We start from the raw sequence: 26,386 nt of genomic DNA, 5'->3' as shown, positions 1-26,386 counted from the left end.
AGGCACGGAGACATCGATGACCGGCGACACTGAAACCGCGGCCCCCGTGATCGCTCTGCGGGGCGTCAGCAAATGGTACGGTGCGACCCAGGTGTTGAAGGGAATCGATTTTTCGGTGGCACGGGGCGAGCGCGTGGTGGTGTGTGGTCCATCCGGCTCTGGCAAGTCGACCATGATCCGCTGCATTAACCGGCTGGAGGAGCATCGGGACGGAAGGATTATCGTGAACGGGGTGGAGCTTGATCACTCCACCAAGAACGTCGACCTGGTACGCCGCGATGTCGGAATGGTGTTTCAGCAGTTCAACCTGTTTCCGCATCTGACTGTGCTGCAGAACCTGATGATCGCGCCGGTCAAGATCCGCAGGATCCCCAAGCCGGAAGCCGAAGCAACGGCGCGGCAGTTTCTGGCGCGGGTGCGGATCGCCGAGCATGCGGACAAATATCCGAGTCAGTTGTCGGGCGGACAGCAGCAGCGCGTCGCGATTGCGCGAGCACTTTGCATGAAGCCGAAGATCATGCTGTTCGACGAGCCGACGTCAGCGCTGGATCCAGAAATGGTCCAGGAGGTGCTCGACGTGATGGTCTCGCTCGCGCGAGAGGGGATGACCATGGTGTGCGTGACGCACGAGATGGGATTTGCCCGCACCGTTGCGGACCGGGTCGTCTTTATGGACGCCGGCCTCATCGTCGAGGAGGGATTGCCTCAGGAGTTCTTCTCGAATCCCAAGCACCAGCGCACGCGTGCATTCCTGCGACAGATCATGCACTAGCCGCAAGCCGAAACGAAGCGCGATGGTTCTGCCGTCCCGCAATGGAATCAGAGCGTCGTCGCTCGGCTCAAGCTTCGTGGCTCTGCGTTTGCCACCAAGGGCGAAGAGCCAGGCCGGATTCTGGAGTTGGCGGCTGGATGACGGATGCTCCGGTACTTCGCTCAGGGCAGATCTGCTGTCGCGCGAAGTACCCGTACGAATTCCTTCTGGATCGCAGTCGGCTCCAGGTCGCGGCGCGACAGCAACCAGACATCGCGGTGAGAGTTCGGGACCGCCTTTGGCAGGATGCGCAGACCGGACAAGGCATAGTCAACGCCGAGATTGCTGCGCGTGGCCAGCGCCAGGAAGTTGGTCTGGAACAGGAGAGACTGGACTAGCGAAAATTCAAGCGTGGTCACGGCCGCGGCTGGTGGAGGCATGCCTTCCAGCTCGAACATCGCTGCCATCCGCGCCGCGGCGCCGGTACTGGGCTGGGCGCCGATCCAGGGAAATGATGCAAGCGTCTTGCCGTCGAGGTTGGTTTCGTTCGCCAGCGGATGGTTCGGCCCGCAAACGATACAAAGCTCGCTGGCGAACAGCTTCTCCGACTTGAATTCGCGCGGGATGTCGGGCCGAACCGTGGTGCAGAGGTAGTCGAGCCGGCCGGCTCTCAGGTGTTCGAGCATGTCCTGGTAGTGATCCTGCTCGACCAGGAAGCGGATGCGGGGAAACGCTTCGACGCATTTCTGGATGGTGGTTGGGAGAAGCACGGCCGCCGTGACGCGGACGCAGCCGACTGCGATCGTGCCTTCCAGCTGCCCATTGAGTGCGCTCATGTCGGCATCAGCGAAGCGGAGCTCCCGCAGCGCCAGGCTGAACAGGATCGCGATCTCGTGGCCGACGTCGTTGAGCGACCCGCCGTATTTCGCCCGATGGACCAGCTTGGCGCCGACGGCAGCTTCAAGGCCGCCGATCGCGCGATGGACCGACGGCACGCTCAAGCCGATGTGCTCGGCGGCGTTCCGGAAGCCACCGAACTCATCCATCGCCGTCAGGGCGCGGACCTGTGACACCGTCAACAGATTGAGCAAGCGTTCCAGGCGCGCGGTCGAGGGGCGATCGGGATCCGGACAGAACTTTGACAATGCGCGCGTGAGATAGAAGATGCATCGCCCGGCGCGCCGGACCAGCGCCGAGCCGAATTCCGTCTCGACGAGCCCCGTCGCACGCCGCTCGAACAGATGCACGCCATAGTGCTCTTCGAGTGCGCGAAGACCCAGGGTCACAGCAGGTTGACTCAGTCTCAATCGCTGTGCGGCCTTGCGCAGGCTCAGCCCTTCGGCGACGAGCGTCAATAGGCGCACGTGCCGAAGATTAGGCAGAGGATGATCCTCTTTTAGGCGGATGTGTCGCATCTAAGCAGGGTGTTAGCAGAAACTTATCGCATGACAGAGCGATTAAATTCGCGCTCCTTGGTTTGGACGATGCATCATTTCGTCGTGGCGAGCCACAACGAAGTGGCCGCAGCGCAGAGGTGAGGGAACGGCACGGGAGCAGATCTAATCGTCGCCTTGTAAGCGACGAATCCCGGAGTCGTCGTATGCAACTCACTGCCGCTCGCCTGTCTCGCGTCAAAGCTTCCGCTTCCGAAGCAGCATCGAGAAAAGCGCGAGAGCTTATCTCGGCAGGTGTCGACCTGATCTCGCTTGCGACCGGCGAGCCTGATTTCGATACCCCTGATCATGTCATCGAAGCCGCGATCGCAGCGATGCGCGCGGGCCAGACGCGCTACACGTCGTCCGACGGAACCGTTCAGCTCAAGCGTGCCATCGCCACGAAGTTCGAGCGTGACAACGGCATCCAGTATGCGCCCAACGAGATCCTCGCCACCGCCGGTGCGAAGAACGTCGTCTTCCTCGCACTCATGGCCAGTCTGGATGCTGGCGACGAAGTGATCGTGCCGGCCCCGCATTGGGTGTCGTACACGGATATGACGGTGCTGGTCGGAGGCAGCCCGGTCGTCGTCAGTTGCTCGCACAATAACGGCTACAAGCTTGACGCCGAGAGCCTCGAGAAGGCCGTCACCCCGCGCACGAAATGGCTGCTTCTCAATACACCGAACAATCCGACCGGCGCGATCTACAGCCGCGACGAGCTCGAGGCCCTTGCCGAAGTCGTCAGGCGTCATCCCCGCCTTCACGTCATGACCGACGAAATCTACGAGCACATCATCTTCGATGGGCTCAAGTTCCACAGCTTCGCGGCCGTCGCGCCGGATCTCAAGAGCAGGACGCTCACGATCAATGGCGTGTCCAAGGCGTACGCGATGACAGGCTGGCGCGTTGGCTTCGCCGGAGGACCGGCCGAACTGATCGACTCGATGCGACGTGTTCAATCGCAATCGCTCGGCAGCAGCTCCTCGATCAGCCAGGCCGCCGCGGCCGCGGCATTGACCGGGCCCCAGGAGTTTCTTCTCGAGCGGTCGGCCGCGTTCCAGGATCGCAGGGACCGCGTCATCGGGATGCTCAACTGGGTGCCCGGCCTAAGCTGTAGTCGTCCCCAGGGCGCCTTCTATCTGTTCGTCGGCTGTGCGGATTTGCTTGGACGTCGCACGCCGGACGGCAAGGTGCTTGCTGCAGATACGGACGTCGCCGAGTTCCTCGTCGAATACGCCAAGGTGATGGTCGTCAACGGCGGAGCTTACGGTCTCTCGCCGCACTTCCGGATCTCGATCGCGACATCGCTCGAACGTTTGGAAGAAGCCTGTCGCCGCATCACATCGGCGATTTCGGCCCTCAGGTAATCGAGATCGCGAAAGGGCCCCAAATGACCGTTCCATCGATCAGCTTCATTGAAGGTGTCGTCGATCTCTTCAACAGGTCGGGGGCGACGGAATTCGAGTTCAGGGATGGTGATGTCAGCGTCAAGCTGCGCAGGGGTGTTTCGGCGGGCCCAGCGATCGTCGCGACCGCCGCAGCGCCGGCATCATCGCTTTTGAGCGCAATGGCCGGCGTGGCGCTGGCGGGGGCCAAGACGGAAGAGATCGTACCTGCGTTCATGCATGGTGTGTTTCACCGGGCGCCGGCACCTGGCGAGAAGCCCTTTGTCGAGATCGGTACGAAGGTCACGAAGGACCAGCAGATCGGTATTCTCGAGGCGATGAAGGTGTTCATGCCTGTCGTGTCGCCGATCGATGGGACGATTGCCAAGATCAGCGTCGAGAACGGAACCGACGTTTCCGTCGGGCAGGCGCTCATGATCGTTACACCCGCCGGAGCGGGAGATGCGGCTTGAGCGGTCGGATCAATATCCTCGCCGAGCCCCGCGTCACACATTGCGGCGACCAGGGATTGCTTCTCGAAGCGGAAGGCGATCTCGCGCTTCCGACGCAGGAGCGGATCTGGGCTCTCAACGATCGTGTTCTTGAATGGCAAGGCGTCCTCGACACGCAACCAGGCATGAACAGCCTCCTGGTGCTGCTCGATCCCGACAAGAGCGACCTCGTTGAAACCGCGGACAAGCTGCTTCGTCGATGGATCGAAACGCGCAGTGTCACGCGTCGCGGCCGGTTGCTGGAGATCGGCGTCGTTTATGGTGGCGAAGGCGGCATCGATCTGCCTGATGTCGCGCGCTACCACGGCCTCGACGCCGAGGATATCGTCAAGCTCCATTCGGATGCCGAATACACGATCTTCGCACCGGGGACGGGCCCCGGGTTCGGGTATCTGTTCGGACTCAACCGCCGCCTCTTCATTCCGCGCCGGAACGTTCCGGTGATGAGAAAGGTCGGCGGGGTGGTGTCGATTGCCGGCGCGCAGGCCATTCTGGGTTCGCCCAGAAAGGCGAACGGTGCGGACACCCAGCCGACTGGATGGCACGTGATCGGCCGGGCGCCCGACGTGCCGGAGCCGTTCGATCTTGCGCGCGACCCGATGAGCATCGTGTCGCTGGGCGATCGCATTCGGTTTCGCGTGGAGCGGATCGAGCGATGATCGAGATCTTTCATACACCTCCACTCAATACCGTTCAGGATCTCGGACGGTTCGGCTACCGTCGTTACGGCATCGGCACTGCCGGCGCCATGGACCGGCTGGCGCTTGCGGCTGGAAATCGTGCGCTTGGAAATGCGCAGGATGCAGCCGGAATCGAGTTTCAGCTGTTTCCGGTGACCATTCGTTTTCAAAAGGACGGCGCCATCGCACTGACCGGTGCCGACTGTGCGGCGACGCTGGATGGCAGAGCGCTTCCGCCCTGGTGGGTGATGCCGGTGCAAGAAGGGCAGACCCTGAAGCTCGCCGCACCCGTGCGCGGCGCTCGTTCCTATCTCGCTGTGGCAGGCGGGATCGATGTGCCGGAGGTGCTCGGATCGCGCAGCACTCAGATGCGCGACGGTTTCGGTGGGTTGTCGGGACGGCAATTGGCCGCAGGCGATGTTCTGGCGGCCGGTCCACATGCGCCGTTTCGCATTCGCGATCCCTTCGGCTTTGGCATCGAGCCGCCGGCCTCCGCGCTCGAACCCAATCTCCACGATTGGTCCGTGGACGACGACGTCGTGCTGCGTGCCATCCTCGCATCCGAAGCGCCGCAGTTCGACGACGCCTCGCTCAAGGCTTTCAAGAAGGCATCCTGGACGATCACCGCGCAAAGCAATCGCATGGGCTATCGGCTCGCTGGTCCAACCTTGAGACGGCCGGATCCGACCGAGATGCGTTCGCAGGCGATTGTGCAGGGCGTGGTCCAGGTGCCGCCGTCAGGGCAACCGATCATTCAGCTGGCGGACGGCAATTCGGCCGGGGGATATCCCAAGATTGCCTACGTGCTTCAGTCGGATCTATGGCGCCTGGCGCAATCCACGCCCGGCCGGATGTTGCGCTTCTCGCTTGTGTCACTCGACGAAGCCGCGCGCGCGCGGCAACAGGTGTCGCAGTACCTGAACGACGTCGCTCGCTTCAGCAGCTATTGCCGGATGCGGGTGACAGCATGAGCGAGAAGCTGCACAGGATCGCGGCGCTTGTGGATTTGATGCGCAGGCATGGGATCGATGCGTTCGAGCTGTCGAGCCCCGATGAAATCGTCAAGTTTTCCTTCGAACCGACGGGACATGCGAGTGCCGGCGAAGCAGCCGCGTCCTCGCGAAGCGTTGAAGCGGACATGGTCGAGATCCTGTCTCCGGGAGTTGGCACGCTTGTTGCGAGACATCCGGCGATGTCTGCAGAGCTCGTGACAGTCGGACAGACCAAGCAGGAAGGCGAATGCGTCGCTCTGATCCAGAGCGGCAGGATTTACCGGCCAGTCGTCGTGCCAGTCGAGGGCACGATCGTGAAGCGGCTGGCCAATCCGGGTGACGTCGTCGATCACGCGCGCCCGTTGTTCCTTCTCAAACGCGGCAAAGCCGTCTGACGCATGGAGTGAAATGTCATGAAGATCGATCTGAATTCCGACCTGGGCGAAGGGTTTGGCCGCTGGAAGGGTGGCGATGACGAAGCCCTGATGAAGGTGATCTCCTCCGCCAATGTCGCCTGCGGCTTTCATGCCGGGGATGCCGTGATCATGACGCGGATGACCGAGGCGGCAAAGGAAAACAAGGTTGCCCTCGGTGCTCATACCGGATTGCCGGATTTGCTCGGGTTCGGCCGCGTCGCAATGGATATCAACCCGCGGGACTGGCAGAAGCACGCGCTGTATCAGCTCGGCGCACTCTCGGCGATCGCCAAGGTCGGCGGTTACGAAGTGACGCACGCAGGCTCTCACGGCGCGCTCGGCGACATGACCAAGCGCAACCCGGAATACGGCCAGCTGATGCTCGACGTCTTCGCGGCGTTCGACAAGAATTTGATTGTTGCCCTTCAGCCCAACAGCAGCTCGATGAAGTACGCCAGGAAAATCGGTCTCAGGACCGTGGGCAAGATCTTCGCGGACCGTGCCTATGACGATGAGGGGCACCTCGTCAGTCGCAAGCTGCCGGGTGCGCTGATCAACGATCTCTCCGCCGTCGCGCAGCGCATGGAGCAGTTCATGCATGACAGCACGATCACGGCGATGTCCGGCAAGCGCATCAAGATGGAAGCGGCCTGCGTCCTCGTTCATAGCGATACCGCCGGTGCCCTCGAGATTGCCAGGACGGTTCGCGCCACCGTCGAGAAGGGGGGAGGAAAGATCGTGCCCCTGACGGAATTGGCGAGCTGACAGCGGGAGTTGATCGCGATGCGGTTCCAGACCGTTCTCATAGCCAATCGCGGAGAGATCGCCTTGCGCATCATCCGCGCCTGCAAGCGGTTGGGCTTGAGAACGGTCGCCGTCTATTCGGAAGGGGACCGCGGTGCGAGTTACCTTGAACTTGCCGATCGGGCGGTCTGCATCGGGCCCGCAGCCGCAGCCGCCAGCTATCTCGACATCGGTGCCATCCTGCTAGCGGCGGAGGCAACGGGTGCGGAGGCCATTCACCCCGGCTACGGCTTCTTGTCGGAGAACGGCGACTTCGCGGAGGCTGTCGAGGCCGCAGGTCTGACGTTGATCGGGCCGAGTTCTCGGTCGATCAGGTTGATGGGTGACAAGATCGCGGCAAAGGAGGCCATGCTGCGTGCAGGGATCCCTTGCGTCCCCGGCAGTGTCGGTGCGCTCCCTGTGGACATCGTGGCCTGCGAAGCGATCGCGGACCAGATCGGCTATCCCGCGATTGTGAAGGCCGCGGGCGGGGGCGGTGGCCGCGGCATCAGCATCGTCAGGAGCAGGCCCGAGCTTGCGCCGGCGATCGCCAGCACGCGCGCCGTCGCCGCCAAGGCCTTTGGCGACGGAAATCTCTACATCGAGAAGTTCCTCGAACGTCCGCGGCACATCGAAATCCAGGTGCTCTGCGACGAGTTCGGCAACTGCGTTTGGCTCGGCGAGCGGGATTGCTCCGTTCAGAGGCGGCATCAGAAGGTGATCGAGGAGGCGCCCGCGGTCGGCATCGACCGCGCGCTGATCGCGAAACTGGGCGAGCGATGCGCCGACGTCTGCCGCGAACTCGGCTACCGCGGCGTCGGCACCTTCGAGTTTCTCTATCAGGATGGTGCCTTCGCCTTCATCGAGATGAACACCCGTGTTCAGGTCGAGCATCCCGTGACCGAGGAGATCACAGGGGTAGATATCGTCTGCGAGCAGATCAAGGTGGCGGGCGGCCTCACGCTTGGCATTCGCCAGAAGGATATCGCCTTTGCGGGGCATGCGATCGAATGCCGCATCAACGCCGAGCGGCCATTCGAGTCGGTGCCGTCGGCGGGCACAGTTACAGGTTGGGATGTGCCCAAGGGCGAAGGGATCCGCATGGACAGCCACATGCGCGCCGGCGCGATCGTGCCCAGCTATTACGACTCGCTGATTGGAAAGCTGATCGTTCGCGGTGACGACAGGCCTCAATGCATCGCGCGGCTCAAGGACGCGCTCGGTCATCTCAGGGTCGAGGGCGTCAGCACCAATCGCGAGCTGCATCGGCTGGTTCTCGACGACGCGGATTTCGTGCACGGCGGGATCGACATTCATTTTCTGGAGAAGCTGCTGCGGGACCGTGCGCAGCATGCCTCCGACCCGACGGAGCGCAAGCCATGACCCTCGCATCGACAGCGGATCAGAGCATTGCGAGCGCCAGGCCTCGCCGTGGACGTCAAGCTCTCCGCGTTTCGATCGGGACCATCCTGCTGCTGCCGGCGATTGGCTTCCTCCTGATCTTTCTCATCGTTCCCTCGCTGTCGCTCCTCAGCGCCAGCGTTCTGACGCAGTCGAGCACGGGTGATATCGGTCTGCCCGTCACCCTGGCGAATTACGATCGGCTGCTGTTCAGTCCGGCTTACCAGAAGGTGGTTCTGCGAACCCTGAGCATCTCGATATGGACCTCGGTCATATCGATCGTGCTGGCGTATCCTTTGGCCATGGTGATCGCTTACGGGCGGCCGTCGCTGAGCCGACTGACGATGATACTGGTGGTCGCGCCGCTGGTGGTGAGCGTCATCGTGCGGTGCTACGGCTGGCAGCTGCTGCTTGGCAACAACAAGGCCGGCGTGCTGAACTGGCTGATCGCCTCGCTCAGCCGAAATCCGGCGACGATCAAGCTGATGTACACGGAATGGGCGGTGATCATCGCTTCCGTCCACGTGTTCCTGCCTCTGATCGTGCTTCCGATCGCAACCTCGCTTGCCCGTATCAATCCATATCTGGTCGAGGCGGCCCGCATGCTGGGGGCGCCGCCCTGGCGAGCGTTCCTGCGCGTGACCCTGCCGCTCAGCGTGCCCGGTCTCACAGCCGGCGTCACCATCGTTTTCGCGCTCACGGCCTCGTCGTTCGTGACGCCGCAAATGCTGGGCGGCACCAATGCGTCGATGCTCGGAATATTGCTCGAACAGCAGGCCATGACGGTATTCGACTGGCCCATGACCGGCGCCATCGCCTCGGTCATGGTTGCGATCGCGCTCTGCTCGAATGCGGCGTCCACATGGATCATTGGTCTGTTGACCCGGCATGGACAGCCAGGAGGCCGCAAATGACGACCGGCAGGCTTTCAGGCGGAGGCGGCTTCCTCACCTATACGGCAGCGATCGCGATCCTCTTGTTCATCGTCGCGCCGCTTCTGGTCATCGTGTCTCTGTCGATTTCGGAAGCGAATTTCGCGACCTTCCCGCCCAAGGGCTTTACGCTCGCCTGGTACGGAAAGGTGTTGTCCGCCGACGCTTTCCGACATTCGTTCGTGGTCAGCATCTTGATCGCGCTCGGCGCGACGACGGTGTCGCTGTGCCTCGGACTTCCCGCGGCCTACGCGCTCGATCGCTGGAAGGTTCCGAGCGCGAGCGTGGTCCGGACAGTTCTGTTGTCCCCGATGATCCTGCCGATCCTGATCACCGGACTTGCACTGCTCAAGCTCTTCTCGCAGGCCAAGATGCGCGATGCGAGTATCAATCTGCTCGTCGGTCACATCCTGGTCACGCTTCCATATGTCGTCCGCACGATCACGGTGAGCCTCGAGCTGGTCGACCGGACCCTCGAGGAAGCGGCGCTGACATTGGGAGCGTCTCCCGTCCGCGCGTTCATGAGAGTGACGGTGCCGCAGCTCGTTCCCAGCATCGCAGCCGGGTGCCTGTTCGCCTTCATGATTTCCTTCGATGACTATCCGATCTCGATGTGGCTTGGCGACGCCGAATACGTGCCGTTGCCGGTCTATCTGCACGACAGCCTCACGAGGATCTTCGACCCGTCGATCGCGGCGACGTCGAGCTTGATGATCCTGACTGGAATCCTGGCCGTCGTCGGCCTGGAGAAGATCGTCGGACTTCGACGTGCAATGGGTGTCTGATCAACAAGGGGTATGAGCCATGGCTAACAAGATCATCCGTCCGGTATCGCGTCGCACGCTGTTGGGAGCAGCCGCCGTCGGCCTCGCGAGCCCGAACTTCTTCGTGCGCAATGCCTGGGCCGCGGGCAAGAGCCTCTTCATCGGCACCTACACGTCCATCCAGGGCCAGGTGATCAAGGAAAAGGTCATCCCTAAATTCCAGGCGGATTTCGACTGCAAGGTCTTCCAGACCGAGAACGTGACGCTCGGCAACATCGCGATCCTCAGGACGCAGAAGGCCAATCCGAACTACTCCGTCATGATGATGGACGATCTGGGTATCCCGATCGCAAAGGCCGAAGGTCTCATCGACAAACTGCCGCGCGACAAGATTCCGAACCTCGAGAAGGCGTTCTCGCGCTTCATCTACAACGACGATCATGGCGTCGCCTTTGCGATCTCCGAGATCTCGCCCTGGTATGTCAGCTCGCTGTCGCAGCCGATCGAGAGCTGGACCGATATCTGGAGCGACCGGTTCAAGGGCCGCTTCATGCTGATCACGCCGAAGCAGTCGCAGAGCGTGCAGCTGCTGGCTCTGGCATCCTCGCTTGCGACGGGGAAGCCGATCCAGCAAGCCCAGTACGAGCTCGACAAGGGCTGGGCGAAGATGGCCGAACTCAAGCCCAATGTTCAGACGGTTTACGACACCTCGGGTGCCGCGCTGCTGCAGGCCGCGCAAGGGCAGGCAGACGCGGGCGGACCGGACTTCTCCAAGGTCGTCCAGCCCTACATTCTCAAGGGCGCGCCGATCGTGCAGTCGCGGCCGAAGGAGGGATCGTTCGCGGGTGTGAATTGCGTGACGCTGGTCAAGGGCGCGCCGGAGCCCGATCTCGGTGCGGCCTTCATCAACCGCCTGCTGTCGCCCGAGGTCCAGAAGATCCTGGCGGAAGAGACTTACGGCGCGCCCTCCGTCAGCGGCGTCGACCTGAAGAAGGAGGTCGCTGCGGCGATCCCGTACGGAGAGGACCGGGTCAAGAACCTGATCATCCTCGACTGGGAAAAGATCAACCCGCAGCGCGGGGCGATCATCGAAAAGTACAATCAGACGTTCGGAGCGTGATCATGAGGTCGCCCTCAACCGATTTGGCGCTGTCGGGGCTGGTCAAGACGTTCGGCGAGTCCACCGCGGTGGATAATGTGACGCTGCGGATCGCAGCGGGCGAACTGGTCGCGCTGCTCGGGCCAAGCGGCTGCGGGAAGACCACGACGCTGCGCATGGTCGCCGGCCTCGTACCTCCCACCTCGGGGGAGGTTCTGATCGGAGGCACCCGCATCACGCATGTGCCGGTGCACAAGCGCAATATCGGCATGCTGTTTCAGAACTATGCCCTGTTTCCGCACATGACCGTCGCTCAAAACGTCGCCTTCGGCCTGCAAATGCGCGGGCTGAGGAAGTCGGACATGAAAGCCAAGGTCGACGCGGCGCTGGCCATGGTCCGCCTGAAGGAGTTCGGCGATCGGTTGCCGGCCGCACTCTCCGGCGGCCAGCAGCAGCGCGTTGCGCTGGCCCGCGCCATCGTGATCGAGCCGGCACTTCTTCTGCTCGATGAGCCAATGGGGGCGTTGGACAAGAATCTCAGAGAGAACATGCAGTTCGAGGTGCGGCAAATCCAGAAGCGACTGGGTATCACCGCCGTCCTCGTCACCCACGATCAGGAGGAGGCGATGACCATGGCCGACAGGGTCGTGGTGATGCGCGGAGGGCGGCTCGAACAGGTAGGCACACCGAAGGAAGTCTATGAAAGCCCGGTGAGCCGGTTCGTTGCGAGCTTCATCGGTGTCTCTAACTTCATTGAGGGATCCGTCGTTGCAGCGGATGCCACCGGCACAAAGATGAGAATGTCGTGCGGGACGGAGGCTCTGGTCTGCGGCGCGGGGGTGAGTGACGGCGAGCGTCTCCTGTCGATCCGCCCCGAGTCGGTCATGCTCAGGGTCGCTGCGACTGGCGAGGCGCCGGGCTTGAATGAGGTCCTTGCGACAGTCGAGCACGTCGTCTTCAAGGGGCAGACGACTCACGTGCACATGAAGATGCGTGACGGAGCAGTGCTTCTGTCCAACCTGTCCGGAACGGAAGCCTCGCGTCTGGTGCCGAGCCTCGTCGCCGGCACCGACGTCATAGCAAGCTGGTCGGCCGACCGCGCGCGGGTCGTTCTCGACTCATGATGCCGGCGGTCGAGACATAGAGACACGAAAGACAAGACAAGTGACGCCGGGTTGGATGAACCGCGTGGATCTCAGCGATGGGGTCCCCACGCCTCTGAGGTATCTGTCGATCGCCACGATCACGCTCGCCGTGACCATGAGCAGCCTCGACAACAGCATGGTCAATGTTGCCGTTCCCGCGGTCGCGCGTGACCTGAATATCCCGCCGGCGAGCGCGATCTGGCTGGTCAGCATCTATCAGATCGCGCTTGCGGTGACGCTGTTGCCGCTTTCGAATCTTGGTGAGATCTTCGGCTATCGCAGGATCTATCTCTGCGGATTGACGCTGTTCACGATCTCGTCGGCTGCCGTGGCGGCGTCCGACAGCTTCCTCACCATCATGCTGGCGAGGTGCATGCAGGGGCTCGGCGCTGCCGGAATTCTGAGCGTCAACATCGCGCTCATCAGGTTCGTCTATCCCAAGAACGAACTCGGCAAGGGCATCGGCATGAACTCGTTCGTGGCAGCCTCCGCCTTTACGGCCGGCGCACCGGTCGGATCGTTGATCATCAAATATTTCGGCTGGCACGGCCTGTTCGCGGTCAACGTGCCGACCGGCATCATCGCCTTCCTGGTCGCGCTCTATTCAATTCCCAAAACCCCGGTCTTTGCGCGGCCTTTCGATCTCGGCGGCGCATTCCTCTATTCGACGGCATTCGGCCTGTTGCTGTTCTCGTTCAATGGGTTCGGGCACGAACAGCCGTGGTGGCTCATGGCCGCGCTGGTGTTCGGTACGGCGTTGCTCTGGTGGGCCTATCTGCGGCGCGAGGGTGGAAAGTCGACGCCGCTCCTGCCGATCGACCTGCTCAGGCTGCCCCTGTTTCGAATGGCGGTGCTCACATCGATCTGCTCGTTCATCGCGCAGATGTCGGCGATCCTCGTCCTGCCGTTCTTCATCGAGCATATCGGCTATCACGATCCGGCCATGATCGGTCTGCTGATCACGCCGTGGCCTGCGGCGGTCATTGTCACCGCATTGGTGGCCGGCAATCTGGTCGGCAAATTGTCGGCTGCGCAATTGTGCACGGGCGGCTTGTTGCTGCTCGCGGCCGGTCTCGCTTCGCTGGCCATTCTCGAGACGGGAGCGAGCCCGCTCCGCATTGCCTGCAGCATGGCCGTCTGCGGGGTTGGCTTCGGCCTGTTCCAGTCGCCCAACAACTGGGCCCTGATCAGCGCGGCGCCTCCGGCCAGGAGCGGGGCGGCGAGCGGCAGCCTGAACTCCGCGCGGCTGGTCGGGCAATCGCTCGGGGCCGCCATCGTGGCGATCGCGCTTACGGAATTCGGCCCCGGCGGTGCTCCCTCGATCTGTCTGTTCCTCGGCGCGGCCGTTGCAGTCGTGGCGGCCGGCGTGAGCGCACTGCGGGCAGGGGCTTATTCAACAAGGGCGAATGGAGCGCGCGAGGTGGCGGAAGTGCCGCCCGGCGCCAATGACATCAGGGCGAGAACGATGGAATCTGCGGCATTGAATGATGTGGTCTTCAAGATCGAGGCGCGCGAATATCGCGAGGCGCTAAAGGGCAAATACAGCATCCACGACATGATGTCGGGACGGCCGCCCGTGAGCGGCGACGTTCTGGCGAAAGCCAAGGTCCTGGTGACGACTGGCTTCGCTGGCGCGTCGGAAGATGAAATCCGCATGATGCCGAACCTATCGCTGATCTGTTGCATCGGCACCGGCTACGAAAACGTCGATATTTCCGCCGCGCGTCGGCGCGGCGTGATCGTTACCCATGGCGCCGGATCGAACGCATCAGCGGTCGCCGATCATGCGGTGGCGATGCTCCTTGCGATCATGCGCAACATCCACATGTTCAACATGGTGGCGAAGCAGGATTTGTGGCGTGGCAATCTCGGGCCGCGCCCTATCCCGACGGGCAAGCGCGCGGGTGTAATTGGGCTTGGAGCGATCGGGCAGCGAATTGCGCGCAGATTGGAGGCCTTCGACATGGAGGTCTGCTATCATTCCCGCAGTGAGAAGCCGGACCTCGCTTGGCGATATTACGCGTCCATCAAGGAACTGGCCAAGAATGTCGACTGCCTCATCGTGGCTGCTCCGGGAGGGGCCGACACTTTTCATATCATCGACGAGGAGGTGCTGTCGGCGCTTGGGCCAAACGGCTTCCTGGTCAACGTCAGCCGGGGAAGTCTGGTGGACACCGACGCGCTTGTCTACGCGTTGAGAGCGGGGGTGATCGCAGGCGCGGCGCTGGATGTTTTCGAGGAGGAGCCCTCGATCCCGTCTGCGTTGCGGGACCTCAGCAATGTGATCCTCACGCCGCACGTGGCGGCATTCGCGCCTGAAGTGCATGCGGTCTCGACGAAGCTGCTGTTGCAGAACATCGAGGGATTCCTTCGCGCAGGTGCTGTCGTGTCCCCGGTGCCGGAAATGCGCCTGCCTGCCCTGGATCCCCAGTCGGGCTGAGTAAACCCTGGCGGGCCGGCCGCGCGGCATCACACTTGGAAAACCTGCCGCGGAGATCGCGTCAGGCATTCGTGCCCGGTCTCCGTGACCAGCACCGTCTCGCTGATCGCAATCCCGTCGGCGGACACATACATGTGAAACACCATGCCTTGCTCCAATATCCATTCCGCCGCGGGCAAGAAAACGCGCGAGAAGTCGCTGGTACGCGGGCTATGAAGCGGGTAGCAGCCGAGTGAATAGCCGGTGATGTTCGGATAGTCCGGCCGCAATCCGTCGGTGAGCATGGCCTTCCGCGCCAGCGCGTCGACATCGGCAGCCCTGGCGCCGGGCTTGATTGCGTCGAATTGCCGGTCCTGGATCCCTATCAGGCGTCGGGCGAGTTGCGCGCGGCGTGGCTCGATTTCGCCGATCACCGCCGAGCGCATCAATCGGGCGCTGTAGCCGCCGATATAGGGCAGCAGCTCCATATGCAGGATATCGCCCTCGGCGAACGGCTGGCTGGTCAGCCCGCCATGCAGGAAGGCGTTGCCGACGCCCGCCGTGATGATGCCCGGGCGCCCGGCGTCCGCGCCTTCCTGCATGAAAACCTGGTAGACGGCTGCCGCGGTATCCCGCGCCGACTTGCCGGCGCCGGCGGACCTGAGCGCGGCCGCGATGCCGAGATCGCCGATCTCGGCGGCGCGCCTGAGCACGGCGATCTCCCTGTCGCTTTTTCGCGCGCGCAGTGTCGCCATGACGCCTGAGAAGTCCACGAAATTTGCGTTCGGCAGCCTGCTCGCGAGCTGCTTGAAGCGGCGCAGAGGCATGCAATAGGAATCTTCGTCGATGCCCACGCGCGCGGTCCCGTAACCTCGGCGGGCGATCGTTTCGGCGAGGACCTCGACCGGGTCCTCCCAATCAGAAAATGCGACGGTCTCCGTCACCCACGAGCTTTCGGCGAATGGTCCGAGATCGACGGCGCGCAGGATCATGATCGGCTCGCCTGCGCGCGGCAGAACGCATGCCCGGTACATGTTCTCCGAGATGAGAAAGCCGGTGAGATAGGCGAGCAGTTCGCTCTGGTCGATGATCAGGACATCGATGTCGCGCGCCGCCATGTGCTGGCGTGCGCGCGCCACTCGCGCCTGATATTCGTCGATCGGGAACAGCATCGAGTATGTCACCCTGTTGCGTGATCGGATATGCGCCCCGGAGCGCTAGCCGCAAACGTCCAATATGGCGAGCATGTAGATGCGGATCATGTCGACGAAATCGACGATGTCGACGCGTTCGTCGGGCATCGTGTTGTAGCGGCCGCCCGGTCCACACACGATGCCCTCCATGCCGCCGAAATAGTGCAGGTGACCGGCGTCGGTCCCATAGAAGCAGCTCGGCGCGACCGGCCCGGTCGGCTGGTCTTCGCCGCGCACCGTGCGATAGGCGCGGTTGACCGCGGCCACGATCGGGCTCGTGCGCGCCACCTCGAACGGCGGCATGGTCGGCACGCCGGCGCGGTCCTCCGACATGATCTTGGCCTTGAGGCCGGGAAAGCGCGCCTCCAGCGCGTCGAGCTCGCGGCGCATGTCGGCGAGCGCTCCGGCTTCGGTCTGGCCCGGCGCATAGCGGCCGGAGCCCTTGATCCGCACATAATCGGCGACCTGTGGCGCGCGCCATTCGTGCAGCTCGCGGCCGAGCGCGCCGTGGACGACACCGACATGGACGCGGTTGATACCTTCATGTTCCGGCGAAAGCGCGCCGGAGAATTTCATCGCGTTGAGGCGCGGAATGAGGTCGCACGCGGCGGCGATCGCGTCGACTGCCTCTTCACGCTTGGACAGGTGACGGGTGTTGCCGGTCAGCTCGATGATGAACATGAAGGCGGCCGCATGCATGGTCATCGCCTTCAGATCGGTCGGCTCCGAGTTGATGAAATAGTCCGCGCGCAGCCCCTGTTCGACCAGCGAGTAGGTGCCGACGCCGCCCTGCAATTCGCCGACCACATAGGTCAGGATGACGTCGCCCTTGAGCTTGACGCCGGCATCGACCAGCGTCTTGACGGCACAGAAATAGGCGGCATCGCCGGCCTTCATGTTGGAGACGCCGATGCCGTGGATGAAGGCGTCGTCGACCTTGCCGGCCCAGGGATCGACGGTCCAGCCCTCGGTCACCGGGTTGGTGTCGACGTGGCCGTTGAACAGCAGGCTCTTGCCGCCGCCTGCGCCTTTCCAGCGTCCGACGGCATTGACCCGCCCTTCATTGCCGAAGGAGGTGAGCTCCGTCTCGAGGCCGATTTCGCGCATGCGGCCGGCCATGAAGGCGGCGAGCTGCTTCTCCCCATCCGACTTCGAATAGCTCTTGTGCTGGACCATGCGGGACAAGAGATCGAGGGCGGCGGGAACGTCGATCCGGGCGAGCAGTTCGTTGTGATCCATCGAAGCAAATCCTTGTCGTCAGCCGACCGGCACGGGGGAGGCGGCCATCAGTTCGCGGGTGTAGGGATGAATGTGATCCGCATCGAACTCGTCGATCGGAAGCAGGTCGACCATCTCACCCCGCCGCATCACCGCGATGCGGTGAGCGATCTGGCGGATCAGGTTGAGATCGTGGGTGATGAAGAGGAAGGCGGTGCCGGTCTGCGCGCGCAGTGCGAGCAGCAATTCGATGATCTGGGCTTGCACCGAAACGTCCAGCGGCGCGGTGATCTCGTCGCAGATCACGAGCTTTGGCCGCGCCGCGAAGGCTCGAGCGATGGCGATGCGCTGCTTCTCGCCGCCCGAAAGCTGGTGCGGCCAGCGACCGGCATAGGATGCGGGCAGGCGGACCTGGTCGAGCAGGCGCGGAATATCGGCTGGATTGCCGCCGTAGAGCTTGAGGGGGCGTGACAGGATCTCGTCGATCCTGTGACGCGGATTGAGCGAAGAATCCGGATGCTGGAACACGATCTGCACGTCGCGGCGATAGGCGGCGTTCATGTCGCGCGCAGACTGGATCAGCTGATTGTCGAAGGAGATCCTGCCCGAGAAGCGGGCAAGCCCGGTGAGCGCGCGCGCCATCGACGATTTGCCCGAGCCGGATTCGCCGACGAGGCCGAGGATCTCGCCGGCGCGGACGTCCAGCCCGATCTTCTTCGTCGCTGGCGGGGACGCTTTGCGGAACAGCCCGGCGCTGCCGTAGTAAACCTCGATGTCCGCGGCCGCGAGCAGGATATCGCCGTGCGGCCTGTCATGGACCATGCGGTGTTCGGGCCTCGGAACGGCGTTGACGAGGGCGCGCGTCTCGGCGTGACGCGGGGCGCGGAAAATCTCGGCGGCTGCCGCCTGTTCGACCAGGCGGCCGTGCTTGAGGACCGCGATCCGGTCGGCGACCCGCGTCACGAGTGCGAGGTCGTGGGAGATATAGAGCGCGGCAACGCCGGTCTCCTGTCGCAACCTCGCAAACAATTCGAGGATGCGCGCGCCGGTGATGACGTCGAGTGCCGTGGTCGGCTCGTCGAACAGGATCACGTCGGGCCGGCAGCCAAAGGCGGTGGCAATGACGACGCGCTGTTTTTCTCCGCCGGAGATTTCGTGCGGATAGCGCCGCATCACCGCGGCCGGATTGTTGAGATCGACATGACCGAGCAGGTCGATGGCGAGCGCGGAGGCCTCGCGCGGCTTGAGGCCGCGATGCCGGACCAGCGCCTCGGTAATCTGCGCGCCGATGGTGAGCGTCGGGTTGAGCGCGGTCGAAGGGTCCTGAAACACCATGCCGATCCGGCGTCCCCGGATTCCGGTCAGCTCGCGCGGTCCGAGATGCTGAAGATCGACATTGCCCAGCCGCAGGGAGCCTGCGACTTCCCGGGCATTGGCGGGCAAATGGCGCATCAACGCCCAGGCGAGCGAGCTCTTGCCGGATCCGGATTCGCCGACGAGCCCGAGCACCTCACCCGGCGCGATCTCGAGCGAGATGTCGTCCAGCACACGCACCGGCCCGGCGGACGTGATGTAGTCGAGCGTGTAGTTCCGGATCGAAAGCGCCGGGGTCATCTCTCGTCCTTCGGATTGAGGGCATCGCGAAGGCCGTCGCCGACCAGGTTGAAAGCAATGGCGGTGAGCGCGATCGCGACTGATGGCGCGATCAGCCCCCACGGCGCCTGGTGCATGTATTGGCGTGCATCCGCCACCATCAGCCCCCATTCGGATGCCGGTGGCTGGGCGCCGACGCCAAGGAAGCTCAGCGTCGCGAACAGCATCACGGCGAAGGAGACGCGGATGGTGGATTCAATCACGATCGGCGCCATGACGTTCGGCAGCATCTCGCGGAAGATGATCCAGAGCGCGCCTTCGCCGCGCGCGATTGCGGCTTTCACGTAGTCCTGATTTCGTATGTTGAGCGCGACCGAGCGCGTCACCCGCGCCATGCCGGGCGCAAAGGCAATCGCGATCGCAATGACCGCGTTGCCGGTGCCGTTGCCGAGGGTGGAGACCAGCAGCAGCGCCATCAGGAGGCCCGGGATCGCCATCACGGCATCGTTGGTACGCATGATCGTCTCGTCGGCGCGCCCGCCGAGATAGGCAGAGCCGACGCCGATGACCGCACCGGCCGCGCTGCCGACCAGGGTGGCGAGGAGAGCCATCGGCACGGTCGACCGTGCTCCGATCATCAAGCGGCTCAGGATGTCGCGGCCGAACTGATCCGCGCCGAGCCAGTTCTGCCAGCCGGGTGCGCGGAACCTGCCGAGAAAATCGATCTTCTCCGGCGCATAAGGCGTCAACGCGGGCCCGAACAGGCAGGTGAACGCGATGAGCGCGAGCAGCGCGATGCCGACAAAACCCTGCGGCTTCCGGATCAGGCGGCGGAACAGCTCAGTCATAGCGGATCCGCCGGTCGAGAAGCGCATAGGCCATATCGGCCAGCGTATTGGTGAGGGCATAGGTTGTTGCCATGATCAACGCGCCGGCCTGGATCGACGGCAGGTCGCGCGTGGTGATGGCGACCATCAGCGCACGGCCGATGCCGGGAAGGGCGAAGATCTCCTCGATCACGATGATGCCACCGAGCAGATAGCCGACATCGAGCGCGATGATGGTGATGACCGGCAGCAGCGCATTGCGCAAGGCGTGGCGAAACAGCACGGTTCGTCCCGGCAGCCCTTTCAATCGTGCGGCGCGGATATAGTCGGATTTCAGCACGTCGAGCGTCTCGGAGCGCATCATGCGCATGACGTGGGCGATCAGGATCGCCGAGACGGTCAGAACCGGCAGCGCCAGATGACGAATGCCGCCGCTGAAATCCTCCAGTGGCGACACATAACCGGTCGCCGGCAGCCAATGCAGTGTGTCGGCAAGCAGGAGGGCAAGGAGCGTTGCGGTGACGAACTCCGGCAGCGAGACGCCGAGATAGGCGATCAGGCTGACGCCGGTGTCGGCGATCCGGCCCTGGCGCACCGCTGCCACGACGCCGAGCGGCACGGCGATCGCAAGCGTGACCAGGATGGATGAGGCCGCAAGCAGCAGCGAGCGCGACAGCGCGGCGAGCATTTCCGGGCCGACCGGCTGGCTCGTGCGCATCGAGACGCCGAAATCGCCGGTGAAGACGTGGCTGGCCCAGCGCGCATATTGCTGCCAGGCGGGATCACCGAGCCCGAGCTTGGTCCGGAGTGCAGCCAATACCTCGGGCGTCGCGTTTTCCCCCAGCAGTGACTGGGCCGCATCCGCCGGCAGGACCTGCGTGATGGCGAACACCAGCATCGAGACCACGATGATGGTGTAGCCCATCAGCAGAAAGCGGCGTGCAAACCAGGCCAGCGACACCAGACAACTCCGGCCTCAGGCGCGCTTCGGCGCGCCGGCACCGAGCGAGACCAGGTCGAGGCGGAACACCGATCCGCGCGGATGGAGGACGTAGCCGTCGACGTAGGAGCGCTGCGCAGCGAGCAGGTCGAAGAACGCTGAAATCACCGTCGGGACTTCGGCGTTCATCAGGTCTTGCGCCTTGGCGTAGAGCGCGGTGCGCTTGGCCTCGTCGTTCTCGACGCGCGCGGCATTGATGACGGCGTCGAATTCGCTGTTGTTCCAGCGCGTCTCGTTCCAGGCCGCGTTCGACGTGTAGAGCAGGTTGAAGATGGCGTCCGCCGTCGGCTGCATGTTGTAGAAGCCGACGTAGAAATTGCCCTTCTTCCAGACCTGGTCGAGATAGGTGGCGTGCGGCATGGTCTGCACGTTGATGCGGAAGCCCGCGGCCGCCGCCATCTCGCGGACGGCAACGCCGAGCTGGGTGCGGGTTGCCGGCCGGTCGGAGGCGACCAGCGTCAGGTCGATGCCGTTGGGGTAGCCTGCATCGGCGAGAAGCTGCTTCGCCTTGGCGATATCGGGCTTCTTCAGCGGAATGTTCTTGTAGAAGTGATAGGCGGAGCTGAGCGGCGTGTCGTTGCCCGGCGTGCCGTAACCGCCCGCAACGAAGCCCACCGTCGCCTCGCGATCGACGGCCAGGGCCAGCGCCTGGCGAACGCGCACGTCGTTGAACGGTTTCTGGTCGCAGCCGAGATTGACGTTGAGGAACTGGCCGGAGGGCGTGCGCAGCGCCTTGACGCCGTTTGCCTTGACGAGGCGCTCATACTCGCCCGGCGTCGTCGTAAGCAGCAAATCGATCTCGCCGGAGATCATTGCGGAGGCTTCGGCGGTACGATCCGGATAGACCAGCAGCTCGATGCGGTCGAGATAGGGGCGTACCGGATCGTAGTAAGCGGGGTTGCGTTCGACGATGATCCGGCGATCGGGCTCGTAGGAGGTGAGCTTGAACGGGCCGGTGCCGTTGGCGCTGGTCGAGAGACTGGCGAGGTCGCCGGTGACGACCTTGGCCGGGACGATGCGTGCGTTGAGATAGGTGAGAGCCACGGGCAGGTCGGCATAGGCGCCGGAGAGCGTGAACTTGACCATCAAGGGATCGACTGCTGCGACCTCCTTGATCGGGCCGACATTGGTGCGGCCGGGGGAGGCGGTCTTCGGATCGAGGATGGCGTTGATGGTGGCGACGACGTCGTCGGCGGTCAGCGGCGAGCCGTCGTGAAACGTCACGCCCGGACGCAGCTTGAAGGTCCACTCGGTCAGTGCCGCGTTCGGCTCCCATGACAGAGCGAGGTCCGGCTCGACGGTCATGTCCGGCTTCAGCCGGGTGAGGTTGGAGTAGAGCAGTTCGGTGACGAGGTATTCCGGATTGACGCGTGCCTGCATCGGATGGATGACCGATGCCGCCTGGTCGATCGACATCCGCAGGACACCGCCGCGCTTGGGGGCCTCGGCAAGGGCGATCCTCGGCAGGATGGCGAGGCCGATTGCGGTTCCGGCGAGGAAGTGACGGCGCGTGACGGACAGCATGGGGGCGTGCTCCCTAGAATGAGTGGATGACGGCTGTCTCGGGAGACAGGTCGGGACGGAATTCGGCGGACAGATAGGCAAGGACCGATTTCGCCAGTGCGACGATGTCGGCGCGTGTGGTGAATTCGCCGGGGGCGTGAACCTTGTTGTCGGGCCGGCCGAGCCCGGTCAGCAGAATCTCCTGCATGCCGGTCTGCTGCACCCAGCCGAAATCGGAACAACTCGTCGCGCCCCATTTGGCGAACTCGTCCGGCGCGTAGCCGAACCCGGCTGACATCGCCTCCTGCCAGCGCGGCCAGTGCGGGCCCGTAGGGTCGGAGGTCGGCATCAGATGACCGGTGAGCAGCACCTCGACGTCGGCTCCAGGCGCCGCCGCGGCGATGGCGTTCTCGATCTCGGCGCGCGCTGTTTGAAAATCTTCCTCCGGCGCATAGCGCCGGCAGACGAGGATTTCGAACAGCGACGGAATCTGGCCGCCGCATTGGCCGCCATGGGCGGCGGAAATATCGAGCTGGGCCGCGAGCGGATGCGTCGCTTGCGGTGGCGCGGGCAGGGTGGACGTTCGCGCGGCGATCTTGGGTTTCAGTGCCGCAAGCGCATTGAGAATCGGCAGCGCAGCCTCGATGGCGTTGGCGCTCGCGCCCGCGCTCCCCGCTGCGCTGGCGTGAACGGTCTTGCCGTGGACGCGCAGCAGGAGCGTGAAGAGGCCGAAGCATCCGGCCCAGATGCGGGGTGCGGCTGCGCCATTGAAATTGAGAATATGTCCCTCGAGCAAGCCCTGCTCGGCGAGATAGCGCACGCCCGGGTAGAGCCCGCCTTCCTCGTCGGTGCAGAGCAGCAGCATCGGGTCGTAACCGAGCGGAAGGCCGATCGTGTCGGCCGCGCGCAGTGCCAGCAGCACGGCTGCGATGGTGCCCTTCATGTCGGCGGCGCCGAGGCCGATCAGGCGATCGCCGTCACGGGTCAACCGGAATGGGTTGGTGGTCCAGCCGGGTGCTGCCGGCACGGTGTCGATGTGGAAATAGAGTCCGAGCACCGGCTTGCCGGAGCGGCGACGCCCGATGAGATTGGTTCTGCGCCCATGCGCGGGGCCGCCGGCCACGCGCCACAAATGCTCGGGCACATCGACGCGCTGCCAGTCGAGACCGAGCGCCGCAACGGCGCTCTGCATCAGTCCCGCAAAGGCCTCATATCCTGCACCCGGCGGGAAGGTCGTGTCGACCGCCACCATCCGCGCGAGATCGTCGACCGCATGTTCGGCGGTGCGCTCGATTTCGGCGAAACCGTCGACGAGTGTCGGGTTCGCTTGTCCTGGACTTGGCGGCGGAGAAACCATTTGCACTGGCTCATTTCTATATTCTATATAGAAATAGGCGAAGCCGATGGCTGTCAATTCCAAAGAATGAGGCAGGCGTGACCGGTAAACAGGCAAAAGCAGCGATGAGCGAGCCATCGAGCCTGCCAGTTCCGTTGTACGAGCACGTCAAGCGGCAGATCGCCGAGGCGATCCTGGTCGGCGAAATGTCTCCCGGCACGGTGCTGCCCGGTGAAGTCGCGCTCGCCGCACGATATGGCGTTGCGGTCGGGACCATCCGCCGCGCATTGGCGGACTTGACGGCCGACGGCATGCTGGTGCGCCGGCGCAAGACCGGGACGGTGGTGACGGGCCGCGCGCCGCAACACAGTCTGCGCTTTTTCTTCCAGTATTTCCGGTTGCATGGCGAGAACGGAAGCCTCCAGCGTTCCGTTCCTGAAGTCCTGTCCGTGCTGCTGCGGCCTGCCAGTGCGGAGGAGGCGGTGCTGTTTGCGGAAGCCGTCGGCGAGCCGCTGCTCTGTCTTCATCGCGTCCGACGCGTCGGCCGCGTGCCGGTGATGCATTCGCGGATTCAGCTAGTTGCGCGCCGCGTGCCCGAGTTTCCACGCAAGGCGGCGAGCGTGCCCGCGCTGCTCTATCTCCACCTGCTCGATGCCTACGGCATTCGCATCGCTGCGGTGCGAGAGAAGCTCTTGGCGGAGCTTGCGGACAAGGAGGATCGGCGTCTGCTTGGTCTACCTTCTCCGAGCGCCGTTTTGGTGATCCGCGAGGAGGCGTACGATCAGGCCGGTGCGCTTGCGCTTCTGAGCGAGCACCGGGCCACGACTGAGCACCATCATTATGTGAACGAGATTCGCTGAGGCGCTTGCCTCGCGCTCCCAATCCTTGCTGCTGACCGACGATCGCGTTGATCGGGCCGGCGCCGGGTTTGCCGCTCGCTTGCACAGATTTGCTACAGGCCGATAAGAATTGCGGCAATTTCCGCTGCAACAACGCGCTTGACATCGCAATCGATCTCAACGACCGTAACGGACAAGCGTCGGGCAAGCCAGCCCGTCAACGCGACAAGTTCAAACCATTTCCAACGCCACGCGCAAGCGTGTTTGGTTGGCGGCGAGGGCGCCCTCGGCTTCACAGCCGGCGGGCGCTTTTTTGTTTTTGGATCGAGTGATGACGCGGAAGCATTATCGGATCGGTGTGATGTTCTCGACGACGGGCTCCTACAGCGTCGTCGCGCGCTCGATCCTCAATGGCGCATTGCTCGCGTTTCAGGAGGTCAATGCAAACAGCCAGGATATCGAGCTGGAGCCGGTCGTGGTCAATCCCTCCGGCGACCTCGCGCGCTATCGTTCGCTGAGCCTCGAACTGCTTGGCTCTGGCATCCGGCAGGTGGTCGGCTGTTACACCTCGTCGAGCCGCAAGGAGGTGATCCCTTGCTTCGAGAAGTTCGACGGGCTGTTGTGGTATCCCTCGCACTACGAGGGTTTCGAGAGCTCCGATAACGTCATCTATACCGGCGCCGCACCCAACCAGCACGTGCTGCCGCTCGTCGATTATCTGGCGTCCCGGGTCGGCTCGCGCGCCTTCTGCATCGGGTCGAACTACATCTGGGCCTGGGAAAACAACCGCATCTTTCGCGAGGCGCTGATTGCGCGCGGCGGAAGCGTGCTCGCCGAGCGTTATCTCTCGGTCGGCGATACCGAGGTCGACCAGGTCATTGCCGCGATCATCGACCAGCGCCCGGACTTCGTCTTCAACAATCTGATCGGTACGAGTGCCTATGCCTTCTTCCGTGCGTTCCGGGCCGCCTGCCGGGCGCGCGGCATCGATCAGGCTGCGGAAATTCCGGTTGCGAGCTGCACGCTGTCCGAGCCCGAATTGCCGGAGATCGGGCCCGATGCGGTCGACGGGCATCTGTCGTCGAGCGTCTATTTCTCGTCGCTGAATTCGCCGGAGAATGCCGCCTTCATCGATGCCTATACACGATCCTTTCCGGACGGGCCGGTCTCGTCGGCTGATGCCGAGTCGTCCTACATCGCCGTCAAGCTGCTCGCAGCCGCGTTGTCGCAGGCCGGGACCGATGACGCGCGCAAGGTGCGCGCCGCCGTCGCCGACCAGCGGCTGCGTGCTCCGCAGGGCGAAGTCCGTATCGACCGGCAGACCTTTCACGCCTGGCTCACGCCGCGGATCGGCCGCTCATCTCCCAGCGGGCAGTTCGAGGTTCTGCTGGAGTCCCGCGAGCCGATCGCGCCCGATCCCTATCTCGTCCAGTCGTCGCCGCGCTTTGCCAGCGCAATGCGCGCTCCGCTGTTGAAAGTGGTGCAATCATGAGCTCTCGACTGCTGCAGAATTTCAAGGGCGGCCGCGCCATCGTCGTCACCCGTCGTGGAGGATGGGAGAGCGCGCTCGAAACGACGCTCGCCAAGCTCGGCGTCTCCACCGAATATCCCGAGATCATCGACGGCCGCGCGCAGATCGAGATTGCAGGCCTTCAGGCCGACCGCGATATCCTGTTCATCGACGGTGATCTCGAAGATGCCGTCGCGATCGAGGTCAATCCGGCCTCGCGGCTGCCGCCGGTTCCGGTGATCGGCCTCGTTGGCGTCGAGGCTCCAAGCCGGCTGAAGGCGCTCGTCAATCTCGGCGCGACCTCGTTTCTGCGCAAGCCGGTGCATGGCGGCGCGGTCTACACGTCCCTGTTCATGGGCATCAACCAGTTCCTGCTGCGCACCGAAATGAGCGAGCGGCTGCAGGACCTCGAGGAACGCCGTCGCGGTCGCCGCGCGGTGATCCGGGCCGTGATCCTGCTGATGCAGCAGGGCGCCCTCGACGAGGAAGGTGCCTATTCCCAGCTCCGTCGCGAAAGCATGCGCGCGCGGCAGAACATGGAACTCTATTGCGAGGAGTTTCTGAGCAAGCGGGCTAAGCCGCCCGACACGACCGGCCGCACGACCGGCACCATGCTGCAAGGCGGCAACAAGCAAGCCATCTAGGAGAAGCA

24 protein-coding genes are annotated in these 26,386 nt (G+C 63.7%); 16 read left to right on the top strand and 8 right to left on the bottom strand.

Going from position 1 to position 26,386, the window contains the following annotated elements; all coding sequences use genetic code 11:
• Positions 1-16: 16 nt before the first annotated feature.
• Positions 17-772, top strand: coding sequence for an amino acid ABC transporter ATP-binding protein (locus VGR99_RS36520; RefSeq protein ID WP_326904798.1), 756 nt, complete (start codon positions 17-19; stop codon positions 770-772).
• Positions 773-933: 161 nt separating this feature from the next.
• On the opposite strand, the gene VGR99_RS36515 is transcribed toward VGR99_RS36520, so the two are convergent.
• Positions 934-2,166, bottom strand: a complete 1,233-nt coding sequence (locus tag VGR99_RS36515; protein WP_326904797.1) for a LysR family transcriptional regulator — start codon at positions 2,164-2,166, stop codon at positions 934-936.
• 185 nt (positions 2,167-2,351) lie between these two features.
• Here VGR99_RS36515 and VGR99_RS36510 point away from each other — a divergent pair, with 185 nt between their 5' ends.
• From VGR99_RS36510 to VGR99_RS36455, 12 genes are all read left to right on the top strand, one after another.
• Positions 2,352-3,554 (top strand): aminotransferase class I/II-fold pyridoxal phosphate-dependent enzyme, encoded by a 1,203-nt coding sequence (locus VGR99_RS36510; RefSeq protein WP_326904958.1) that lies wholly within the window; start codon positions 2,352-2,354, stop codon positions 3,552-3,554.
• 23 nt (positions 3,555-3,577) lie between these two features.
• On the top strand, positions 3,578-4,045 hold the full coding sequence (locus VGR99_RS36505) for an acetyl-CoA carboxylase biotin carboxyl carrier protein subunit (protein ID WP_326904796.1): 468 nt from the start codon (positions 3,578-3,580) through the stop codon (positions 4,043-4,045).
• On the top strand, positions 4,042-4,743 hold the full coding sequence (locus tag VGR99_RS36500) for a 5-oxoprolinase subunit B family protein (protein ID WP_326904795.1): 702 nt from the start codon (positions 4,042-4,044) through the stop codon (positions 4,741-4,743). The genes VGR99_RS36505 and VGR99_RS36500 overlap by 4 nt, the downstream gene beginning before the upstream one ends.
• Positions 4,740-5,735, top strand: coding sequence for a biotin-dependent carboxyltransferase family protein (locus VGR99_RS36495; protein WP_326904794.1), 996 nt, complete (start codon positions 4,740-4,742; stop codon positions 5,733-5,735). The genes VGR99_RS36500 and VGR99_RS36495 overlap by 4 nt, the downstream gene beginning before the upstream one ends.
• On the top strand, positions 5,732-6,151 hold the full coding sequence (locus VGR99_RS36490) for a biotin/lipoyl-containing protein (protein WP_326904793.1): 420 nt from the start codon (positions 5,732-5,734) through the stop codon (positions 6,149-6,151). The genes VGR99_RS36495 and VGR99_RS36490 overlap by 4 nt, the downstream gene beginning before the upstream one ends.
• 18 nt (positions 6,152-6,169) lie before the next feature.
• The gene (locus tag VGR99_RS36485) at positions 6,170-6,937 is read left to right on the top strand and encodes a 5-oxoprolinase subunit PxpA (RefSeq protein ID WP_326904792.1); all 768 of its coding nucleotides are present in this window, start codon (positions 6,170-6,172) and stop codon (positions 6,935-6,937) included.
• A gap of 18 nt (positions 6,938-6,955) precedes the next feature.
• On the top strand, positions 6,956-8,338 hold the full coding sequence (locus VGR99_RS36480; RefSeq protein WP_326904791.1) for an acetyl-CoA carboxylase biotin carboxylase subunit: 1,383 nt from the start codon (positions 6,956-6,958) through the stop codon (positions 8,336-8,338).
• Positions 8,335-9,270 (top strand): ABC transporter permease, encoded by a 936-nt coding sequence (locus tag VGR99_RS36475; protein WP_326904790.1) that lies wholly within the window; start codon positions 8,335-8,337, stop codon positions 9,268-9,270. The genes VGR99_RS36480 and VGR99_RS36475 overlap by 4 nt, the downstream gene beginning before the upstream one ends.
• On the top strand, positions 9,267-10,073 hold the full coding sequence (locus VGR99_RS36470) for an ABC transporter permease (RefSeq protein WP_326904789.1): 807 nt from the start codon (positions 9,267-9,269) through the stop codon (positions 10,071-10,073). Before VGR99_RS36475 ends, VGR99_RS36470 begins: the two co-directional genes overlap by 4 nt.
• Before the next feature lie 19 nt (positions 10,074-10,092).
• A complete protein-coding gene (locus tag VGR99_RS36465) occupies positions 10,093-11,172 on the top strand; it encodes an ABC transporter substrate-binding protein (RefSeq protein WP_326904788.1) in 1,080 nt (359 codons plus the stop codon).
• 2 nt (positions 11,173-11,174) lie between these two features.
• Positions 11,175-12,275 (top strand): ABC transporter ATP-binding protein, encoded by a 1,101-nt coding sequence (locus VGR99_RS36460; protein WP_326904787.1) that lies wholly within the window; start codon positions 11,175-11,177, stop codon positions 12,273-12,275.
• Positions 12,276-12,339: 64 nt separating this feature from the next.
• Positions 12,340-14,736 carry an MFS transporter gene (locus VGR99_RS36455; protein ID WP_326904786.1) on the top strand — a complete coding sequence of 799 codons (2,397 nt, stop codon included), beginning with the start codon at positions 12,340-12,342 and terminating at the stop codon, positions 14,734-14,736.
• 29 nt (positions 14,737-14,765) lie between these two features.
• On the opposite strand, the gene VGR99_RS36450 is transcribed toward VGR99_RS36455, so the two are convergent.
• From VGR99_RS36450 to VGR99_RS36420, 7 genes are read right to left on the bottom strand one after another with little or no spacing between them, the layout of a single operon-like run.
• Complete coding sequence (locus VGR99_RS36450; RefSeq protein WP_326904785.1) at positions 14,766-15,887, bottom strand: Xaa-Pro peptidase family protein; 1,122 nt, start codon at positions 15,885-15,887, stop codon at positions 14,766-14,768.
• Between the two features lie 45 nt (positions 15,888-15,932).
• Complete coding sequence (locus VGR99_RS36445) at positions 15,933-17,147, bottom strand: M20 family metallopeptidase (RefSeq protein ID WP_326904784.1); 1,215 nt, start codon at positions 17,145-17,147, stop codon at positions 15,933-15,935.
• A gap of 18 nt (positions 17,148-17,165) precedes the next feature.
• The gene (gene nikE, locus VGR99_RS36440; RefSeq protein ID WP_326904783.1) at positions 17,166-18,740 is read right to left on the bottom strand and encodes an ABC transporter ATP-binding protein; all 1,575 of its coding nucleotides are present in this window, start codon (positions 18,738-18,740) and stop codon (positions 17,166-17,168) included.
• Positions 18,737-19,567 (bottom strand): ABC transporter permease, encoded by an 831-nt coding sequence (locus VGR99_RS36435; protein ID WP_326904782.1) that lies wholly within the window; start codon positions 19,565-19,567, stop codon positions 18,737-18,739. The genes nikE and VGR99_RS36435 overlap by 4 nt, the downstream gene beginning before the upstream one ends.
• A complete protein-coding gene (locus VGR99_RS36430; RefSeq protein WP_326904781.1) occupies positions 19,560-20,507 on the bottom strand; it encodes an ABC transporter permease in 948 nt (315 codons plus the stop codon). The genes VGR99_RS36435 and VGR99_RS36430 overlap by 8 nt, the downstream gene beginning before the upstream one ends.
• Before the next feature lie 15 nt (positions 20,508-20,522).
• Positions 20,523-22,070 carry an ABC transporter substrate-binding protein gene (locus tag VGR99_RS36425; RefSeq protein WP_326904780.1) on the bottom strand — a complete coding sequence of 516 codons (1,548 nt, stop codon included), beginning with the start codon at positions 22,068-22,070 and terminating at the stop codon, positions 20,523-20,525.
• Positions 22,071-22,083: 13 nt separating this feature from the next.
• Entirely contained in the window at positions 22,084-23,406 is a 1,323-nt protein-coding gene (locus VGR99_RS36420; RefSeq protein ID WP_326904779.1) for a M20 family metallopeptidase, read from the bottom strand.
• A gap of 104 nt (positions 23,407-23,510) precedes the next feature.
• Here VGR99_RS36420 and VGR99_RS36415 point away from each other — a divergent pair, with 104 nt between their 5' ends.
• The 3 genes from VGR99_RS36415 (at position 23,511) to VGR99_RS36405 (ending at position 26,378) form a co-directional block, all read left to right on the top strand.
• Positions 23,511-24,245, top strand: a complete 735-nt coding sequence (locus VGR99_RS36415; protein WP_326904957.1) for a GntR family transcriptional regulator — start codon at positions 23,511-23,513, stop codon at positions 24,243-24,245.
• 310 nt (positions 24,246-24,555) lie between these two features.
• Complete coding sequence (locus VGR99_RS36410; protein ID WP_326904778.1) at positions 24,556-25,716, top strand: transporter substrate-binding domain-containing protein; 1,161 nt, start codon at positions 24,556-24,558, stop codon at positions 25,714-25,716.
• Positions 25,713-26,378: an ANTAR domain-containing response regulator gene (locus VGR99_RS36405; protein WP_326904777.1), complete on the top strand. Its 666-nt coding sequence runs from the start codon at positions 25,713-25,715 to the stop codon at positions 26,376-26,378. The genes VGR99_RS36410 and VGR99_RS36405 overlap by 4 nt, the downstream gene beginning before the upstream one ends.
• Positions 26,379-26,386: the final 8 nt, after the last annotated feature.

Source organism: Bradyrhizobium sp. (assembly GCF_035935975.1).
GTDB lineage: Bacteria > Pseudomonadota > Alphaproteobacteria > Rhizobiales > Xanthobacteraceae > Bradyrhizobium.
The sequence above is the reverse complement of the archived record's forward strand: the minus strand, read 5'-3'. Positions and strand labels throughout refer to the sequence as shown.

Coding starts and splice junctions, on each gene's coding strand:
- VGR99_RS36520 (WP_326904798.1), top strand. CDS start 17: ATGACCGGCGACACTGAAACCGCGGCCCCCGTGATCGCTCTGCGGGGC.
- VGR99_RS36515 (WP_326904797.1), bottom strand. CDS start 2,166: ATGCGACACATCCGCCTAAAAGAGGATCATCCTCTGCCTAATCTTCGG.
- VGR99_RS36510 (WP_326904958.1), top strand. CDS start 2,352: ATGCAACTCACTGCCGCTCGCCTGTCTCGCGTCAAAGCTTCCGCTTCC.
- VGR99_RS36505 (WP_326904796.1), top strand. CDS start 3,578: ATGACCGTTCCATCGATCAGCTTCATTGAAGGTGTCGTCGATCTCTTC.
- VGR99_RS36495 (WP_326904794.1), top strand. CDS start 4,740: ATGATCGAGATCTTTCATACACCTCCACTCAATACCGTTCAGGATCTC.
- VGR99_RS36490 (WP_326904793.1), top strand. CDS start 5,732: ATGAGCGAGAAGCTGCACAGGATCGCGGCGCTTGTGGATTTGATGCGC.
- VGR99_RS36485 (WP_326904792.1), top strand. CDS start 6,170: ATGAAGATCGATCTGAATTCCGACCTGGGCGAAGGGTTTGGCCGCTGG.
- VGR99_RS36480 (WP_326904791.1), top strand. CDS start 6,956: ATGCGGTTCCAGACCGTTCTCATAGCCAATCGCGGAGAGATCGCCTTG.
- VGR99_RS36475 (WP_326904790.1), top strand. CDS start 8,335: ATGACCCTCGCATCGACAGCGGATCAGAGCATTGCGAGCGCCAGGCCT.
- VGR99_RS36470 (WP_326904789.1), top strand. CDS start 9,267: ATGACGACCGGCAGGCTTTCAGGCGGAGGCGGCTTCCTCACCTATACG.
- VGR99_RS36465 (WP_326904788.1), top strand. CDS start 10,093: ATGGCTAACAAGATCATCCGTCCGGTATCGCGTCGCACGCTGTTGGGA.
- VGR99_RS36460 (WP_326904787.1), top strand. CDS start 11,175: ATGAGGTCGCCCTCAACCGATTTGGCGCTGTCGGGGCTGGTCAAGACG.
- VGR99_RS36450 (WP_326904785.1), bottom strand. CDS start 15,887: ATGCTGTTCCCGATCGACGAATATCAGGCGCGAGTGGCGCGCGCACGC.
- VGR99_RS36445 (WP_326904784.1), bottom strand. CDS start 17,147: ATGGATCACAACGAACTGCTCGCCCGGATCGACGTTCCCGCCGCCCTC.
- nikE (WP_326904783.1), bottom strand. CDS start 18,740: ATGACCCCGGCGCTTTCGATCCGGAACTACACGCTCGACTACATCACG.
- VGR99_RS36435 (WP_326904782.1), bottom strand. CDS start 19,567: ATGACTGAGCTGTTCCGCCGCCTGATCCGGAAGCCGCAGGGTTTTGTC.
- VGR99_RS36425 (WP_326904780.1), bottom strand. CDS start 22,070: ATGCTGTCCGTCACGCGCCGTCACTTCCTCGCCGGAACCGCAATCGGC.
- VGR99_RS36420 (WP_326904779.1), bottom strand. CDS start 23,406: ATGGTTTCTCCGCCGCCAAGTCCAGGACAAGCGAACCCGACACTCGTC.
- VGR99_RS36415 (WP_326904957.1), top strand. CDS start 23,511: ATGAGCGAGCCATCGAGCCTGCCAGTTCCGTTGTACGAGCACGTCAAG.
- VGR99_RS36410 (WP_326904778.1), top strand. CDS start 24,556: ATGACGCGGAAGCATTATCGGATCGGTGTGATGTTCTCGACGACGGGC.
- VGR99_RS36405 (WP_326904777.1), top strand. CDS start 25,713: ATGAGCTCTCGACTGCTGCAGAATTTCAAGGGCGGCCGCGCCATCGTC.